The 845-nt window shown below is 60.4% G+C and carries 1 protein-coding gene; it reads left to right on the top strand.

The features are described 5' to 3' along the window. Positions 1 to 124: 124 nt before the first annotated feature. Positions 125 to 845: transposase (locus C2R25_RS19575; protein WP_146049700.1), on the top strand; the 721-nt coding region annotated here is incomplete at its 3' end.

The following is an 845-nucleotide window of genomic DNA, read 5'->3' as shown; positions in this document are numbered from 1 at the left end:
GGGCGCACTGCCTTGATGAAGGCAAGGGCGCGTAGCGCCCGCAGGCTTTATCAAGGCGGTCATGATCGGCCCGCAGGTCTCTAGAGTGAAGTTGTCGACTCAACCCTTTGGAGACAGACCGACCATGACCAAGCGTAGCTCTAATCCCACCGACGCCGTGCTGGTAGCCATCGATATGTCCAAACACCGCCAGGAGGTCCTGATCGAACGTCCAGAAGGCGGACGCCGACGTCGCATGACGGTGATGGCGACAAAGGCAGATTATGATCGCCTGGCCACGGATCTTAGCGACATCGGGCGTCCGATCATCGTCGGCTTCGAGGCTACTGGTAACTACCATCGCACGCTGGCGCATCGCCTGCTGTCCGCCGGCTTCGAGTTGCGCTTGATCTCGTCCGTTGCCTTGGCTCGAACGCGCGAGGCTCTGCACAATGGCTGGGACAAGAACGATTCCAAGGATGCGCAAGTGATCCTGCACATGCTGCGGATTGGCGCCACCCAGCGATACGTCGATCCGCTCGCCGCCGGGATCAACGACCTGCAGGAGATGTCGAAAACGCACGAGGCGATCTCCAAGGCTAAGACGCAGACATGGCATCGCATCCTGACCCACTACCTGCCGCTCTATTTCCCGGAGATTGAACGCTTCGCTGGCAACAGCCGATCCGACTGGTTCCTTGCTCTGCTCGAACGATTCCCGACTCCAGCCAGCATGACTGTGCTCGGCCAGGAGACTTTCTCCCGCGAAGCATGGGACTTGGTCGGCCGCAAGGTGTCCAAAGCCCGGCTGATCAACGATATCTACGAGACCGCCTGCGCCTCCGTGGCGCTACCTGTCGACGAGG

The organism is Novosphingobium sp. HII-3 (assembly GCF_002916655.1).
GTDB lineage: Bacteria > Pseudomonadota > Alphaproteobacteria > Sphingomonadales > Sphingomonadaceae > Novosphingobium > Novosphingobium panipatense.
This window is presented reverse-complemented; position numbering and strand designations above follow the sequence as displayed.